Here is a 15,390-nt window from a genome sequence, read left to right as displayed (position 1 = left end):
TTTTGGGCAAGACGAAGGTAGGGCGCGACCCCATTTTTTCCGGCTATCCCAGCCTTGCGCGTGCCTTGGCCGTCCAGGCGTTGAACAGCCGGTCGGCGACGATGCCGATGAAGGCGATGGCCAGCCCGGCGACGATGCCGCGGCCGGAATCGGCCTTGGACAGCGCGATGAACACTTCCTGGCCGAGATCGCGCGTGCCAACCATGGCGCAGATGATGATCATCGCCAGCGCCATCAGGATCGTCTGGTTGACGCCCAGCATGATCTCAGGCAACGCCAACGGCAGCTGCACGCGCAGGAACGTCTGGCGCTTGGTGCAGCCCGACACCTTTGCCGCCTCGATCAGTGCCGGCGACACCTGCCTGAGGCCATAATTGGTGTAGCGGATGGCCGGCACCACGGCGAAGGCGACGGTCGCGATCATCGCCGTCACGTCCCCGACTCTGAATAGCATCACCACCGGGATGATGAAGCAGAACGACGGCAGCACCTGCAGCGTGTCGATGATCGGGGTGACGATCTTCTCGACACGGTCGCTGCGCGATGCCATCAGCCCGATCGGAATGCCGATCAGGCATGCGATAAAGGCCGAGATGCCGCAGAGGTAGACCGTCGCCATGGTCTTTTCCCAGAGACCGGTCACCGCGCAGAAGACGGTTAGCGCCGCGACCAGGGCGGCCAGGCGAAGGCCGCCGAGCTGGTAGCCGGCAAGGCCAAGCAGGAACACCGCGCCAAGCCATGGGAACTCCTCGCAGAACGCACGCACCGGGTTCAGTACATTGAGGATCAGCGCCACGCGGAACGCTTCGATCGTGTCGAAGAAGTTGATCGTGATCCAGCTCACCGCTGTCTTCCACATCGGTGCGGTGGTGAAGGTGATCGCTTTCGGCACCGCGGCGAAGGCCGGCACGAACAGGCCAAGCAGTGTCGTGAGCGCAAGGATGGCGATGGCCAGCGTCAGATTGGGGTAGCGGCGCCAGAAGCTTGGGCTCACCTCCTGATAGACATGACCTTGCGCGTGATTGCGCGCGATCGCCTGGCTCAGCCGGTCGAGCGCGATTGCCAGCGCGACGATGGCAAGGCCGGCTTCCATCGCCTCGCCGACCTTCAGCGCCCTGAGCGCCAAAAGCACGTCGTATCCCAGGCCGCCGGCGCCGATCATCGAAGCGATAATCACCATATTGAGTGCCAGCATGATGACCTGGTTGACGCCGACCATCAGCGCTGGACGCGCCGACGGCAAAAGCACGCGCCACAGTTTCTGGCGCGCCGTGCAGCCGGCCATCTCGCTGAAATCGTCGATTTCGGATGGCACCCGCGACAGCCCCAGCATTGTCGCGCGCACCATCGGCGGCGTCGCGAAAATGGCCGTCGCGATCATCGCCGAAACCGGACTGTTGCCGAACAGCAGAAGCATCGGGATCAGATAGGCGAAGGTCGGGATGGTCTGCATCAAGTCGAGGGCAGGGGAGATCAACAGCCTCTCAGCCCATGGCTTGCGCCACGCCCAAATGCCGACGAACAATCCGGTGACGATACAGAACGGCACGGCGATGGAGATCAGCCCGAGCGTCAGCATTGCGCTGGTCCATTGGCCGAACAGCGCGATGAAGAGAAAACAGCCGCCGACCAGCGCGCCGAGCTTCCAGCCACCGGCGGCGCGGCCGGCCAGGAATGCCGCGATGCAGACGCCGACCCAGGACAGGCGCGGCAGGACGAGCATGTCCGCGCCACGGCCGATCTTGAAATTCTTGGCAAGCAGATTGAGCGCAAAATCGAGCGGCACGCCGAGCGCCGCGGTGATTGACCGCGTCAGCCAGGAGAAGTTCGACTTTATTAGGTTCATCAGCGCGCTGACCCAGTCGGCGACCGGAACGATTGCGCCGGCCGGATAATTGACCGCCCAGGGCAGCCTGTCCTGCAGCAGGAACACGGCAAGCACGGCGGCAAGGGCGCAGGCCCAGACCACCAGCCAGATCTGAACCGGCCGCGATCTCGCCTCGCTGGTGCTTGCCGTCACCGTCATGCGCCGGCCCCACGGCGCTCGATGCCGGCCAGGAGATCGATCACGGCTTGCGGCGTGACCTCGCCGATTGGCTTGCCGGTGCCGTTGACCACCGCGAACGGCTTGCCGGCCGAGACAATGCTTGCCGAAAAACTTGATATCTTGGCGTCCGGCGCGACCATGCCGCCATGTTCGGTGCCGTCGCAGGCGCGCATCAGGCTTCGCGCCGAGATCACCTTGGCGCGGTCGACGTCGCGGGTGAATTCGGCGACATAGTCGGTCGCCGGATTGACCACCAGCTCTTCCGGCGTGCCGATCTGGATGACCTCGCCGTCCTTCATGATGGCGATGCGGTCAGCCAGCCGGATGGCCTCGTCGAAATCATGGGTGATGAAGACGATGGTCTTGTGCAGCATGGTCTGCAGCCGCATCAGCTCGTCCTGCATCTCGCGGCGGATCAGCGGATCGAGCGCCGAGAACGGCTCGTCGAGGAACCAGATCTCCGGCTTGGTGGCGAGGCTGCGGGCGATGCCGACCCGCTGCTGCTGGCCGCCGGAGAGCTCACGCGGGTAGAAATGCTCACGGCCGCGCAAGCCGACAAGCTCGATCACTTCCCGCGCGCGCTTCTCGCGCGTCGGCCGGTCCTGTCCCTGGATGCCCAAGGGAAAGGCGATGTTCTCCAGCACGTTCAGATGCGGCAGCAGGGCAAAATTCTGGAACACCATGCCCATGCGGTGGCGCCGCAGCTCGATGAGCGCGGCGTCGGAGATTTTCAGGAGATCCTTGCCCTCGAACTCGACCTTGCCATGCGTCGGCTCGACCAGCCGCGACATGCAGCGCACCAGCGTCGACTTGCCCGACCCCGAAAGCCCCATGATGATGAAGATCTCGCCCTGGCGGATTTCGAGGTCGACGGCGCGCACCGCCCCGACCAGCCCGGCCGCGGCGACGTCCGCCATGCTGGCTTTGCCCTCGCGCTGGCGGATGAAATTGGCCGCGTTCGCGCCGAACAGCTTCCAGACGTTGCGGCAGGCAAGTTTTATCGGGCGGGCATCGTTTGGTATGCCTGCCGCTTGCGGCACCTGTTCAGTCGTATCGGCCATGCAGTCGTCCTTCTGGAATATGGGATAGAGAAACCCGGTCATGAATGACCGGGTCTCGCAATTTTTCCAGTTGGAAGGATCACTCGGCCCAGGCTTTCCAGTCGGCTTCGTGGGCGGCGATCCAGGCAGCCGCGACGTCTTCCGGCGTCTTGCCTTCGAGATCGATCTCGCCGCTCATCTTGTTGAGCTCGTCGGTGTCGACCGTGTAGTTCTTCGCGACCTTGTAGGCGACCGGCCATTTGTCCTTCATGCCGGCCCAGGAATATTTCCAGATCTCGCCATGCGGCTTGCCGCAGTCATATTTCGCTTCAGGGTTCACACCCCATTTCGGGTCGTTGTAGCACTCCGGCGTATAGTCGGGGAATTCGACCCATTCGCCCTTGTATTTGGCCGGCGCCCAATGTGGCGAATAGACCCACAGCATGATCGGAGCCTTACGCTGGTAGGCCGAATCCAGTTCGGCGAACATCGCAGCGTCGGTGCCGGCGTGGATGATGGTGAAGGGCAGCTTCAGCGCCGCGGCACGCTCGTCGTCAAAACCTTCCCACGTCACCGGACCACCGAGATAGCGGCCATTCGGCGCCGTTTCCGCCGTCGAGAAGGCCTCGGCGCATTTCGGGTCCTTCAGCGCCTCCCAGTTCGGCAGGCCCGGGCATTTCTCCTTCATATATTCGGGATACCACCATTCTTCCTTGGCCTTGGGCCCGAGCTTGCCTAGCCGTTCGGTCTGCCCGGTCGCATCCGAGGCCTTCATCGCTTCGCCGGCCGTCGTGTCCCAGAACTCCATGGCGACAGAGAGATCGCCATTGGTGAGGCCGGTGGTCAGGCTAGAGAGATAGTCGGCGGTCGGGTACTCGACCGTGTATCCAAGTTTTTCAAGAATGCCGCCGAGGATCTTGGCGTTCAGATTGACACTGGTCCAGTCGAACAGCGCGATCTTGATCGGGTCGCTGGATTCCGGCGCCGCAGCCTGCGCCGAAGGCGTCAGTGCACTTGCCGCGGCAAGTGTTAAAGCTCCCATTGATAATCTTGAAATCATACTCCGCAGTGACATGCTTGTTCTCCTGTCAAGCTCTGGTGGAAAGTTATTGTTCGTTCCCTTTTTTTGCGTCTTTTGATTGTGTTGGAAAAACTGGTCGTTGCGCAAGACCATTGGCACCAAATTGCTGTCGGCGCTGAAGTAAGCGCAGACGCAATGATGCCCATTCGATGAAGATGTCGTGCGGGATGGGCCCGCGTCATGGCTGCCGTGCTGCCGAAGCAGTGATCCGCCGTGTCGATCGCCGGTCTTGCGGCGCCCTCAAGCTTGCGAGCCATCAAGGTCCCATGATGTCGGCTGCCGGTAATCACCGAAGCCATTTTCATGGGATGAAATTATATATACCAACGTTCATGTCGCGCAACGACTAACGCGGCGCGAATCGCGCAATTCGGCTGCAGTTTCGCCGCCTGCCGATTATATCAGCAGATTGACGCGTGAACCTGCCCCGTTGCTCACGACATGATCAGGCCGCCGTCGACATTGATGGTCTGACCGGTGATGTAGGCCGCGTCGTTGCTGGCCAGAAAGCTGACCAGGCCGGAAACATCCTCGCCGCTGCCGGCACGGCCCATCGGGATGTTCTTTACCCATTCGGCCATCAGTTCGCCGGGCTTGTAATCGCCCATCAGTCTGCCCCACGCCGCGTCATTGTAGGCCCACATGTCGGTGTCGATGATGCCCGGACAGATCGCGTTGACGGTGATCTTCTCCTTTGCCACTTCCTTGGCGAGGCTCTGGGTGATGCCGACGACACCGAATTTCGAGGCGGCATAATGCGGCGTATAGATGAAGCCCTGCCGCGCCTGGCCGGAGGCGGTGTTGATCAGCCGGCCGCCGTCGCCATGCTTGCGGATGCGCGCGATCGCCTCCTGGCAGCACAGGAACACGCCCTTGGTGTTGACCGCCATCACCTTGTCCCATTCGGCCTCGGTCATCGCCTCGATCCTGGCGATGGTGATGACGCCGGCATTTTGCACGGAGATGTCGACACGGCCGAACTGCTGTTCGGCCAGATCGTAGAGGGCGGCGACCTCGTCCCTCTTCGTCACGTCCATGCGCAGCGATGCGACCTTGGCGCCTTCCGCCTTCAGTCCGGCGGCGATCTCGTCGACGCGCGGGTCGATGGCGCTGACGACGACCGCAGCACCTTCCGCCGCAAAGCGCCTGGCCATCGCCGCACCGATGCCGCCGCTGGCGCCGGTGATGACCGCCGTCTTTCCCTGGAATCGCTTCTGCATTTTCTCTCCTACCAGCAGACGAAGCCGCCATCGACGATCAGGTCGATGCCGGTGACGAAACTCGAGGCGCGGCTGGCCAGGAACACGGTCGGGCCGACCATCTCCTCCGGCGCCGCCATTCGCCCCATCGGCGTGTCGCGCTCGAAGATCCTGACCTGGTCGGCGACCTCCGGCCGCTTGTTCATCGGCGTCAGCGTATAGCCGGGGCTGACGACGTTGACGCGTAGGCCGCGATCGGCCCATTCCATGGCGAGGCTCTTCGACATGTGGATGACGGCGGCCTTCGACGAATTATAGTGCGCCTGGGTCAAGCCGCGATTGACGATCGAGCCCGACATCGAGGCGATGTTGATGATCGAGCCCTTGCGCCGCGTCAGCATTGCGCGCGCTTCGGCCTGGCAGGACAGGAACACGCCGTTGACATTGACGTCGTAAAGCTTCTGCCATTTCTCCAGCGAAAGCGTCTCGGCCGGCTCGGCCGCGGCGACGCCGGCATTGTTGACGGCGATGGTCAGCGCGCCCAGTTCCTTCTCCGTGCGCTCGATCGCCGTCGCGAGATCGGCCTCTGAAGTCACCGTGCCGGTCAGCACCAGTGCCTTGCGGCCAAGCTCCGAGATCCTGTGCGCCGTCTCGTCCAGCCCGCCTTTCGAGGCATGGCCGAAACAGGCGATGTCGGCGCCGGCCTCGGCCAGGCCGATGGCGATTGCTTGCCCGATGCCGCTGCCGGCGCCGGTGACGAGGGCAACGTCCCCTTGAAGATCGAATAGTTTCATCGAAATGTTTCCTGTTGAGCCGCCGGTGCTGCCTAGGAAGGAAGGGGCGCCAGTCTCGACTGGCGCCCCGCGCGGTCCGGTGCTTGGGAGGGTATCACCTGCTGCGCTTTATTCCGATTCCCCAATCGCTGGTCACGTCCTAGCTTGTGGCGAGCTCCATGACGGCGACGTTGCTCGCTTCGCTGCGGTCGAGAATGCCGCGCTGGCGGCCACGGCTCAGCACTAGCACGCGATGTGACAGGCCGAGCACTTCCTCGAGGTCGGAGCTCACCACCACCACCGCCATGCCGGAGCGGGCGAGGTCGGCGATGACATCGTAGATCGCGGCGCGGGCGCCGACGTCGATGCCGCGTGTCGGCTCGTCCAGGATGAACACCTTGGGCGGCCGTGAAATCCATTTGGCGATGATCACCTTCTGCTGATTGCCGCCGGAGAGCTTGCTGATCGCCTGGTTAGGCCGGCCCTTGACGCCGAGCCGGCCAATGCCGGCCTCGGCGAATTTCTGCACCGCCTTCGGCAACACCCAGCCGTTCGGCGCGACATGGTCGAAATTGCCGATCGCCAGATTTTCGCCGATGGTCTGGTCGAGCACGACGCCTTGGGCCTTGCGGTCCTCCGGCACCAGCACGACGCCGGCCTTGATCGCCGCCGCCGGGCCAGTGAGATGCACCGGTTTGCCGGCGACGCGCACCGACCCCGATGAAATCGGATCGGCGCCGGCGATCGCCCGCACCAGCTCGGTGCGACCGGCGCCGATCAGGCCGGCGATGCCAAGGATTTCGCCGGTCCGCACCGAGAAGCTGACATTCTGAAAGCTACGTTCCGGCGAGGACAGGTTCTCGACCTCGAGCAACGTCTCACTGCCCGGTTCCGAGAGCGGTGGGAACATCCGCTCGACGCTGCGGCCGACCATCTGCTCAACCACGGTGCGAACCGGGATGTCGGCGCGCTCGTGCCGAGCGACGATGCGCCCGTCGCGCATCACCACCACGCGGTCGGCGATCTCCGCAATCTCGTCCAGCCGGTGGCTGATATAGATGAAGGACATGCCTTCCGCCTTGAGCTTGCGGATCTGCTGGAACAGCAGTTCGGTTTCCTCGCTGCCAAGTGCTGCTGTCGGTTCGTCGAAGATCAGAAGCTCGGCATTGAGCGTCAACGCCTTAGCGATCTCGACCTGCTGCTGGGCGGCGATGCGCAGCGTGCGCACCTTGCGCTCCGGCGAGACATCGAGGCCGAGCCGCTTCAGTTGGGCCGATGCCCGCGCATTCATAGCTGCACGGTCGATGCGGCCGCCGCGCATCGGCAGGCGCCCGACATAGACGTTCTCGGCCACCGACAGATCCGGCAGCAGCTTCAGTTCCTGATGGATCATGCCGACACCGGCATCGATGGCGGCGGCGGGAGAGGCGGGGGAATAGGTTTTCCCCCGCCATGTGATGCTGCCGGCATCGGGTTTGGTCGATCCGGCGATGATGTTCGAAACAGTGGACTTGCCCGCGCCATTTTCTCCAAGCAGCGCCACGACCTCTCCCGGCCGCACCTCGAAGCTCGCATCGGCCAGGACCTGGACCGGTCCGTAGCTTTTGCAGAGGCCGCTGACGAAGAGCCCCAGATGCGGGGTCTGCGTATGGCTGGGATCCAAGGACATCGTTCCGCTCATCAAATGCCGGACTCTTTGGGATCAGGGATGTTTGGCGATGAACTGATCGACATTGTCCTTGGTGGTCAGCGTCGCGTCCTGCAGCTGTTCTGCGGGAACGGTTTCGCCGGCCACCAGCTTGATCGCCGCATCGACGGCAAGCCGGCCCATGCCTTGTGTCTGCTGCGTCGCGGTTACGTCGAAAACGCCCCCCTTCAAAGCCTTGAGCGCCGCCACGTCGCCGTCGAAACCGGCAACCCAGACCTTGTGGCCGGGATTGGCGACCTTGACCGCCTGCGCGGCACCGAGCGCCAGCGCATCGGCCTGGCCGATGACGATCGACACGTCGGGATGCGACTGCAGCAGGTCCTGCGTCAGCTTGAAGCCTTCGTCCTGATGCCAGCCTTCGCTCCACAGCTCGCCGACCACCTTGATGTCGGGATAGGCGCTCAGCGCTTCGCCGCAGCCTTTCGACCGGTCGACCTCGGGCGTCGTGCCTTTCTGGCCATGGATGATGATCAGCTCACCCTTGCCGCCGGCCTGTTTGGCGATGTAGTCGCACACCGCCTTGGCCGATGCGACGCTGTTGGTGGCGATGAAGGTGTCGCCGGGCGCGCCCTCGGCATTGCGGTCGACATTGATGACCGGGATGCCGGCCGCCTTGGCCGTCTTGGTCGGCACGGTGGCGGCGGTGGCGCCGGCCGGGATGTAGATCAGCGCATCGATGTTCTGCGTGATCAGGTCCTGCACCTGGCTGACCTGGGTCGCCGAATCGCCCTTGGCGTCGACGGTGACAATTTCGATGCCCTTTTCCTTGCCATAGGCTTCGACGGACTGCTTGATCTGGTTGAAGAAATCGGCCTGCAGGTTGGCGACGGCAAGGCCAAGCTTCTTGGCCTCCTTGGCCGACGCCATCTCGGACAGTCCGAGCAGCGGAATGACGGCTGCGGCAGCAAGCAGCAATGAACGTTTGGTCAGCATGTGTTTCCTCCGTTGATGTTCAATCTGTCCCGCCGGCGCATCGCGGCGCCCTTGGCCGAACAACTCCCAGTTCGGATCAACCGATCCGTTTTCGCCCGGATACCCGGGCGAATTCTTCATTGCGTTCTGCGCCGCCACGTATCCGTGGCCACCGCCAGCGCGATCACCACGCCGATCACCACCTGCTGGATGAAGGGCGACACGCCGAGCAGGTTCAGCCCGTTGCGCAGCACGCCGATGATGAGCACGCCGATGGCGGTGCCGCCGATCGAGCCGACGCCGCCTGACAGGCTGGCGCCGCCGATCACCACCGCCGCGATCGTGTCCAGTTCGTAGCCGAAACCGGAGCTCGGCTGGACGGAATCGAGCCGTGCCGCAAGCACGATGCCGGCAAGCCCGGCCAGCACGCCGCAGATCGCATAGACCCAGTTGGTCAGCGACTTGACCGGTATCCCGGACAGCCGCGCGACTTCGGCGCTGCCGCCGATCGCGTAGAGGCTGCGGCCGGTCGCGCGGTAGTTCAGGAAAATCGCGAAGATGATGGCCAGCACGATCATCAAGCCGACGGTGACCGACAGGAAGCCAAAATGGCGGATGATCGACAGGCTGGTGAACCAGTCGGGAAAGCCGATGATCTGCGAGCCGTCGGTGATCATGTTGGCGAGACCGCGGGCCACCGACATCATTGCCAGCGTGGCGATGAAGGGCGGCAGCTTGGTGATGGTCACGAGCAGGCCTGAAACCAGCCCGCAAAGTCCAGCAACGACAAGCGCTGTGACGATGCCGGCGGGCATGCCGAGATTAAGATGGTCGGGATGGGCGACGAACCCCATCACCATGGCGGCGAGCGCCAGCACGGAGCCGACGGACAGGTCGATGCCGCCGATCAGGATGACCAGCGTCATGCCGATCGCCATGATGCCGAGCACGGTGACCTGGTCGAGCACATTGAGGATGTTGCGGACGGTCAGGAACGTGTCGGTGGTCAGCGACAGCGCAAGGCACAGCAGTACCAGCCCGATCAGCGGTCCCATGGTTCCGGCGAATAGGGCGGAAAGCTTCGCGCCCGCCGCGGCCTGCGCACCTGGGCCGGTCTTCAACTCGCTTGCACCATTGCTCAGAGTCATTTTGTCTCCTCCGTCAGCGATCCGGCGATGCGTCGTCGGCTCACTCTTGCTCACCAGGCACCTCCCTGTGAACAATTTATCTTTGGCATGCAATTTTGTTCAGCTAAACTGTTCGTCGGAAAATTGTCAAGGCCCGCCGCATCATTCCACGCCGGTTTGCGCCGCCAGCCGGTTTGCCTTACGAAAGGGCATGGAATGCCGCGTTTCAGATCCGGTCTCATCCTGCCACTTCATTTCGGCTGCTTGAGCAGGGCAGGACGGCCAAGACAAAGTAATGTTGACCATTTTGGCTTTCATCTCGCGATGTAGACGACATCCTGTCGATGTCTTGAATCGTGAATCCTGGGCGCGCAGAACGATTTCGTGTCGCTTGGTCGGATACGCCGTTTGAATGGCATTTAAGGATTCGGACGACCACGGGAGGGCAAAAAGATGGCGATGACGGAGAATGACAAGACCTCCCGCTTCCCGGATGCCGAGCTGAAGGCGCGTGCCGCGTGGCACTATTATGTCGAGGGGCTAACGCAAGAGAGGATTTCGGAGATCCTCGGCATCGGCCGCATCAAGGTGCATCGCATCCTGTCCGCCGCGCGTGAGGAGGGCGTCGTCCAGTTCCGCATCCGCGACAGCGTCGTCGAATGCTTGGTGCTGGAAGAGGCCCTGAAGCAGCGTTTCGGACTCAGCCAGGCCGTTGTGGTGCCGTCGGCCGCCGACCGTAGCAACACGCCGCTGATGATCGGCCATGCCGCGGGCGCCTATCTCGCCGACAATGTGAATGCCGGCGATGTAATCGCACTGGGCTGGGGGCGCACGCTGAAATTCGCCATCAACGAATTGCCGCGGCGGCCGATCGCCAGGACGACGGTGGTCTCCATGTTGGGCGGCCTAACCCACGCCCAGCCGCTCAACCCGACCGAGAGCGCCTGGGAATTTGCCGAAAAGATCGGCGCCGAGTGCTTTCTGCTGCCGGTGCCGGTCTATGCCGACAGGCCGGAGCAACGCGAAGCTTTCATGAGCCAGCGCAGCGTTCAGGACGTCGTCTTCCGCGCGCGCCGGGCAAACATCGCCGTGCTCAGCGTCGGATCGTTTTCCAACGACAGCCCGATCGCCAATTACGGCTTCATCAAGCCCAGCGAACTCGAGGAATTGCAGGCGGCTGGCGCAGTTGGTGATATTTTATGCCATTTCATCGACGCCCACGGCCGGCCCGTCGACCATGAGGTCAACCGCCGGGTCTGCGCCTACCCGCTGCAGGACCTGTCGGACATCCCGGCCATCATCCTGGTCTCGGGAGGGCAGGAAAAAATCGCCATCATGCGGGCGGCGCTCGCCAACACCAAAGTATCGGTTCTGATCACCGACGAGGATGCCGCCAAGGGCCTGCTCAACCGCTAGATCTGGCTTACCGCCTCAAGGCGGGCATGGATGTCGCGCGTCGCCTGATAGAGGTCGCGGTAGATTGCCTTGCGCGCGCGGTAACCGGAGACCAGCCCGTCGACGGGGGCGACATGCCTGGTCGGCGGTGCGGTCATCGCCTCGGGCGCCGTTTCGGGGGAGGCAAACCATCCTATGGCCGAAGCCGCCAGCATGGCCGCGCCGAGCGCTGCGGCTTCGTTGACGGGCGAGACGGAGAGCGGCCGCTCGAGCACGCTTGCTATAATACGCATCAGCAGGGCGCAGTTGGTGCCGCCGCCGGCCGCTATTATCGTCGCCGGTTTGCCGCCGGCTTGAGTTTCCATTGCCTCGCTGGCGATCGCCTGCTCGAAGGCGATGCCTTCCAGAACCGCTCGAAAAAGGTGCCTCGGCTCATGGTTCAACGACAGGCCGACAATGGCGCCGCGCGCCGCGCCGTCCCAATACGGGCTCATGACGCCCGCCCAATACGGCATGACGAGCAGACCCTCGCTGCCGGCGGCGACATCCACCGCCGCCTTCTCAAGCACTGCAGCCGACGGCGAACCGGTGGTGCGAACGATCCAATCGACCAGTTGCATGCCCGAGCGCAGCACGATCTCCAGCATGAAGCCCGAGCCGGTCGGCGAGACCAGCGTTCGAAACGCGTCCGATGTCGTCATCCCATGGGAGTAACAGCCGCTGACGATGCCCGAGCCGAGCGAAAGATAGCTTTTGCCTTCGCCATAGACGCCCATGCCGAGACCCATCGCCTGGCCGTCGCCGGCACCGGCGACAACGGGCGTGCCGGCCTTCAGGCCGGTCAGCCGTGCCGCACTTTCGACAAGTCCCCCGCAGATCGCGCCCGGCGCAACCAGTTCCGGCAACTGATTCGGCCGCAGTCCTGCGGCCGCAACGAGCTCAGGGCGCCAAGCGCCATTCTTGACGTCGAGCAGCCCGAGTGGATCCGCACTTGCCGTGCTGGTGACCAGACGTCCGGTCAGCCGGTGGACGAAGAACCCGTGCACGTCGACGAGTGCGGCTGCGTCGTCGAGCGCTTGCGGCTGGTGTTCTGCAAGCCAGGCGATCGCATAGAGTGCTGGCGTCGGGTCCGGCGGCTTGCCGCTCCAGTCGCGGATCGTCTCGCGGCCGAGCTCCGCCGAAAGCCTGACAACTTGCGGGCGCGCGCGCTCATCCAGCCACAGGATCGCCGGAATGAGCGGCTTGCCGGCGTGATCGATCAGCGTGAAGGTCTCGCGCTGGTGGGCGATGGAGATCGCCGCCACTCGCGCAGCGCCCACCGCCTCTGTGACCTGCTTCAAGGCACTGAGCAGCGCGGTCCACCAATGTTCGGCATCCTGCTCGAAATGGCCCGGCTTGGGATTTGAAAGCGGATAGGCTTCGCGCGCCTGGAACAGCTCCTTGCCGTCGCGCGTGAAGGCAATCGCTTTCACGGCCGTGGTCGAAGCGTCGATCCCGATTACGACATCGTCCATCAGGCGGAAATCCAGCGGATTAGGCGGCGTTCGTAACGAACCGTCCGTCCGATTGGTCGAGACGACGGCGGATCTGGGTTATCACCATCGAATCGTCGGGTACACAATTTTCATAGGTGAGGAAATCGCCAGTCTTGACCGGTTTGACCACCTTGGCGCGTTCGGCGAGGCCGAGCGGCAGGGCGCCACGGGCGCGCGCGTCCGCCCAGGTCATGGCGAAGCCGCGATAGTCGTTCTCGCCGATCATGCCGAGCGACTGGCCGAGGGCAAGGTCGCTCTTGGCAACCGCCACCGCCTCGGCGACCGGATGGTCGAGCGGCTCCATGTCGGCGCGCTTGTAGACCACGGCGCGCGCCGCCGACAGCGGCACTTCCAGACTGGTCAGGTGGTAGGGACGGAAGATCGTGAAATAGGGCCCTTTGCCGACCTTGAGGTCGATCATGCGCTCCAGCACGCGCGGATGCCGGGTCTCGATGATGCAGAACACACCGGGCGCCACGCCCTTGCCGATCGAATAGTCGACCACGCCCTTGCGGTGCAGCACCCCGCCGTCCTCGCGCGGGCAAAGCACGCTGGCGAGTTCCTCCAGCGTCGCGGTCGGGCCGTGCATGCCGGGAACGTCGGGCACCAGGCCGGTGGCATTGGCGATCGCCACCATCTCGATTGCCGTCTTCGAGCCGTCGACGAATTCGACCAGCATGCGCGCGTTCATGTTGCGCTCGGCCGCCTCCTTCTCGTAGTCGGCGGGCAGGGCGTCGATCTTGAGCGGATTGTTCTTGCCCTTACCGGCGGCGATGATGTTGAAGCCGAGGCTCTTGGCAAAGCCAATGATCTCCAGCGTGCAGGCCGGCTCGTCGCCGGCCGCACCCGTATAGACGACGCCGGCCTTGCGCGCCTCTTCCTTGAGGAAGCGGCCGATCGTGATGTCGGCCTCGACGTTGAGCATGACGATATGTTTGCCGTTCTTCATCACTTCGAGCGCGAACAGCGTGCCGATGTTGGGATTGCCTGTCGCGTCGATGATGACGTCGATGCGGCCTGCCGCCGCCAGCGCATGCAAATCTTCGGTCACCGCGATCTTGCCGGCCTCAATGGCGCGGTCGATCGCTGCTGCATTGCCGGCTTGCACGATGTCCGAGCGATCGTGGCCGGCGAGCAGCGCCGCGTCGATCGCCGCCTGCGGCCTGACTTCGGAGATGGCGCCGATCCGCATGCCCGGCATCAGCGCGACCTGGACGACGATGTCGGTGCCCATCTGCCCGGCGCCGGCAAGCCCGATGATGATCGGTCCCTGCTGTTCAGCGCGCTGCAAAAGTTCCGCTGCAAATTGCGGATGGGCCATGTCGGTTCCTCCAATTGCTGACGCGCCGCAGCGTCGAAGTCATCATTTTGAACATTCCTATTTCCAAATGAAAAATATTTCAACCCGGCAATTCGGGAGCCGTCCCCCAATATTCTGTGATTTCAATTTGTGCGCCCTTGGCATGCTACTTGGCCGCGCGGTCAGCTAGTGGTCAAACCTGACGCTTGGTACCCGAAACGGAATACCGCCTGCCGACCCGTTGACGACCTTAGGCGTTGCAGACTTGAACCTCCAAATCGAGGTCGGGAACCTGACCTTCAGCGCAAGAGCATTCGGGAGTGCGCTCGCGTAAGGTAATTCACCACATTTGGCGGCACCCGCAGATGCCTTTTCGTGTTATGATGGGCTTGCAACGCGCGTAATCTCGACCTCGGCAATATGGCAGAGGTCGAAAGCTATTGCCTTGGCACAGGAAGTCGCCCTAGCACTTGATCGCCTCCGAAACGCTGGGTGTGCTGCTTTCCCTGACTGACCGAGGGCGAGGAGGTTGTCCATGTCCACGAATAGTGTTGACCGCCCGCTGCAGCCGGGCGACCGGGCACCGAATGTTGTGCTCAATGCGATCTCACGCGAAGGCAAGATCGCGCTCGATGATTTTCGAGGCCGTAGCCCGTTGTTGATCGGTTTGTTCCGAGGCCTGCACTGTCCGTTCTGCCGGCGCCATGTCGCGGCGATGGCGCAACTCAAGCCGGCCCTGCGTGAGAAAGGCGTCGAATGCCTGGCTGTGGTCAATACGCCGGTCGAGCGGGCGCGGCTCTATTTCCGTTACCACCCGGCACCCGATCTTCTCGCCGCATCCGACCCGGAGCGAGCCTCGCACCGTGCTTTCGGCTTGCGCGAGGTCGGGATGGACACGGTCATGGCGATACCGTTCCATCTCCCGGGCGAGTTGCCCGAGCCTATGGACGTCATGGCAATGAACGAGTTTCTTAACAAGAAGGAAGGATATGAGATTACGGAAGTCGATCAGCAGGCGATGGCTTCCAGCCAGGCGCAGCTTGTCGGTCAGTTCCTACTCGACCGGTCGGGCATCGTACGCTGGAACTTCACTGAAGTTCTGGAGGATGGCCTCAACACCTTCAGAGCGCTGAATCCCGAGGAATTGATGTCGGCAGCTTCCCAAGTTGCACATTAATAGGCTGCGGAATGGGCTGCTGAAAACGCGCTCGACGGCCACCGTCCTGTGGTGATTCTTTGGATTTAACAATCATCGAAATGCTAAGATCTGCCC

The 15,390-nt window shown here is 63.1% G+C and carries 12 protein-coding genes; 2 read left to right on the top strand and 10 right to left on the bottom strand.

Annotated elements, in window-relative coordinates; genetic code table 11:
• Positions 1-43: 43 nt before the first annotated feature.
• From AC0L25_RS08535 to AC0L25_RS08500, 8 genes are all read right to left on the bottom strand, one after another.
• Positions 44-2,026, bottom strand: a complete 1,983-nt coding sequence (locus AC0L25_RS08535; RefSeq protein WP_473595085.1) for an ABC transporter permease — start codon at positions 2,024-2,026, stop codon at positions 44-46.
• Entirely contained in the window at positions 2,023-3,108 is a 1,086-nt protein-coding gene (locus tag AC0L25_RS08530; protein WP_473595153.1) for a quaternary amine ABC transporter ATP-binding protein, read from the bottom strand. The genes AC0L25_RS08535 and AC0L25_RS08530 overlap by 4 nt, the downstream gene beginning before the upstream one ends.
• A 79-nt stretch (positions 3,109-3,187) precedes the next feature.
• Positions 3,188-4,162, bottom strand: a complete 975-nt coding sequence (locus AC0L25_RS08525) for an ABC transporter substrate-binding protein (protein WP_473595084.1) — start codon at positions 4,160-4,162, stop codon at positions 3,188-3,190.
• 440 nt (positions 4,163-4,602) lie between these two features.
• The gene (locus AC0L25_RS08520) at positions 4,603-5,388 is read right to left on the bottom strand and encodes an SDR family oxidoreductase (RefSeq protein ID WP_473595083.1); all 786 of its coding nucleotides are present in this window, start codon (positions 5,386-5,388) and stop codon (positions 4,603-4,605) included.
• Positions 5,389-5,396: 8 nt separating this feature from the next.
• Positions 5,397-6,161, bottom strand: coding sequence for an SDR family oxidoreductase (locus AC0L25_RS08515; protein ID WP_473595082.1), 765 nt, complete (start codon positions 6,159-6,161; stop codon positions 5,397-5,399).
• A 139-nt stretch (positions 6,162-6,300) separates the two neighbouring features.
• Positions 6,301-7,809: a sugar ABC transporter ATP-binding protein gene (locus AC0L25_RS08510; RefSeq protein WP_473595081.1), complete on the bottom strand. Its 1,509-nt coding sequence runs from the start codon at positions 7,807-7,809 to the stop codon at positions 6,301-6,303.
• Between the two features lie 33 nt (positions 7,810-7,842).
• The gene (locus tag AC0L25_RS08505; RefSeq protein ID WP_091596158.1) at positions 7,843-8,781 is read right to left on the bottom strand and encodes a sugar ABC transporter substrate-binding protein; all 939 of its coding nucleotides are present in this window, start codon (positions 8,779-8,781) and stop codon (positions 7,843-7,845) included.
• A 116-nt stretch (positions 8,782-8,897) separates the two neighbouring features.
• Positions 8,898-9,908: an ABC transporter permease gene (locus tag AC0L25_RS08500; protein ID WP_473595080.1), complete on the bottom strand. Its 1,011-nt coding sequence runs from the start codon at positions 9,906-9,908 to the stop codon at positions 8,898-8,900.
• 432 nt (positions 9,909-10,340) lie between these two features.
• On the opposite strand from AC0L25_RS08500, the gene AC0L25_RS08495 reads away from it, so the two are divergent.
• On the top strand, positions 10,341-11,303 hold the full coding sequence (locus AC0L25_RS08495) for a sugar-binding transcriptional regulator (RefSeq protein ID WP_473595079.1): 963 nt from the start codon (positions 10,341-10,343) through the stop codon (positions 11,301-11,303).
• Here the strand turns inward: AC0L25_RS08495 and AC0L25_RS08490 are convergent.
• Together AC0L25_RS08490 and AC0L25_RS08485 are read right to left on the bottom strand one after the other, a co-directional pair.
• Positions 11,300-12,796 carry a xylulokinase gene (locus AC0L25_RS08490; protein WP_473595078.1) on the bottom strand — a complete coding sequence of 499 codons (1,497 nt, stop codon included), beginning with the start codon at positions 12,794-12,796 and terminating at the stop codon, positions 11,300-11,302. The genes AC0L25_RS08495 and AC0L25_RS08490 overlap by 4 nt on opposite strands.
• Before the next feature lie 19 nt (positions 12,797-12,815).
• Positions 12,816-14,138, bottom strand: a complete 1,323-nt coding sequence (locus AC0L25_RS08485) for an NAD(P)H-dependent oxidoreductase (RefSeq protein ID WP_473595077.1) — start codon at positions 14,136-14,138, stop codon at positions 12,816-12,818.
• Between the two features lie 514 nt (positions 14,139-14,652).
• On the opposite strand from AC0L25_RS08485, the gene AC0L25_RS08480 reads away from it, so the two are divergent.
• On the top strand, positions 14,653-15,294 hold the full coding sequence (locus AC0L25_RS08480) for a peroxiredoxin-like family protein (protein ID WP_473595076.1): 642 nt from the start codon (positions 14,653-14,655) through the stop codon (positions 15,292-15,294).
• Positions 15,295-15,390: the final 96 nt, after the last annotated feature.

This window comes from Mesorhizobium sp. WSM4813 (assembly GCF_055811555.1).
This window is presented reverse-complemented; position numbering and strand designations above follow the sequence as displayed.

Excerpts from the sequence above, each read along its gene's own strand:
- AC0L25_RS08535 (WP_473595085.1), bottom strand. The coding sequence starts at position 2,026 with ATGACGGTGACGGCAAGCACCAGCGAGGCGAGATCGCGGCCGGTTCAG.
- AC0L25_RS08530 (WP_473595153.1), bottom strand. The coding sequence starts at position 3,108 with ATGGCCGATACGACTGAACAGGTGCCGCAAGCGGCAGGCATACCAAAC.
- AC0L25_RS08525 (WP_473595084.1), bottom strand. The coding sequence starts at position 4,162 with ATGTCACTGCGGAGTATGATTTCAAGATTATCAATGGGAGCTTTAACA.
- AC0L25_RS08520 (WP_473595083.1), bottom strand. The coding sequence starts at position 5,388 with ATGCAGAAGCGATTCCAGGGAAAGACGGCGGTCATCACCGGCGCCAGC.
- AC0L25_RS08515 (WP_473595082.1), bottom strand. The coding sequence starts at position 6,161 with ATGAAACTATTCGATCTTCAAGGGGACGTTGCCCTCGTCACCGGCGCC.
- AC0L25_RS08510 (WP_473595081.1), bottom strand. The coding sequence starts at position 7,809 with ATGTCCTTGGATCCCAGCCATACGCAGACCCCGCATCTGGGGCTCTTC.
- AC0L25_RS08505 (WP_091596158.1), bottom strand. The coding sequence starts at position 8,781 with ATGCTGACCAAACGTTCATTGCTGCTTGCTGCCGCAGCCGTCATTCCG.
- AC0L25_RS08500 (WP_473595080.1), bottom strand. The coding sequence starts at position 9,908 with ATGACTCTGAGCAATGGTGCAAGCGAGTTGAAGACCGGCCCAGGTGCG.
- AC0L25_RS08495 (WP_473595079.1), top strand. The coding sequence starts at position 10,341 with ATGGCGATGACGGAGAATGACAAGACCTCCCGCTTCCCGGATGCCGAG.
- AC0L25_RS08490 (WP_473595078.1), bottom strand. The coding sequence starts at position 12,796 with ATGGACGATGTCGTAATCGGGATCGACGCTTCGACCACGGCCGTGAAA.
- AC0L25_RS08485 (WP_473595077.1), bottom strand. The coding sequence starts at position 14,138 with ATGGCCCATCCGCAATTTGCAGCGGAACTTTTGCAGCGCGCTGAACAG.
- AC0L25_RS08480 (WP_473595076.1), top strand. The coding sequence starts at position 14,653 with ATGTCCACGAATAGTGTTGACCGCCCGCTGCAGCCGGGCGACCGGGCA.